The organism is Falsihalocynthiibacter sp. S25ZX9, assembly GCF_041205405.1.
GTDB lineage: Bacteria > Pseudomonadota > Alphaproteobacteria > Rhodobacterales > Rhodobacteraceae > Falsihalocynthiibacter > Falsihalocynthiibacter arcticus.
Window position 1 is genome coordinate 1 of sequence record NZ_JBGFCD010000334.1, and the last position, 282, is coordinate 282.

Annotated in this window: 1 pseudogene; it reads left to right on the plus strand. The window is 52.1% G+C overall.

Going from position 1 to position 282, the window contains the following annotated elements:
* Positions 1 to 282: pseudogene (locus tag AB9F29_RS22470) on the plus strand (sugar isomerase); the annotation flags it as partial.

The following is a 282-nucleotide window of genomic DNA, read 5'->3' on the forward strand; positions in this document are numbered from 1 at the left end:
AGCCCGCGGCAGACCTCAATAGCAAAGCCGAGGAAGTTGGCCTGACGTTCGACGCAATGAATTCCAACACCTTTCATGATCAGGAAAATCAACAGCATAGCTATAAGTTTGGTTCGCTTTCGCACACCGATGCTGCCACCCGTCAACAAGCCGTTGACCATAACATCGCCTGTATCGCCTTGTGACGTGAAATCGGGTCCAAGGCCCTGACGATCTGGGTTGGCGATGGTTCAAACTTCCCCGGACAGACGAATTTCACCCGTCAATTTGAGCGCTACCTTG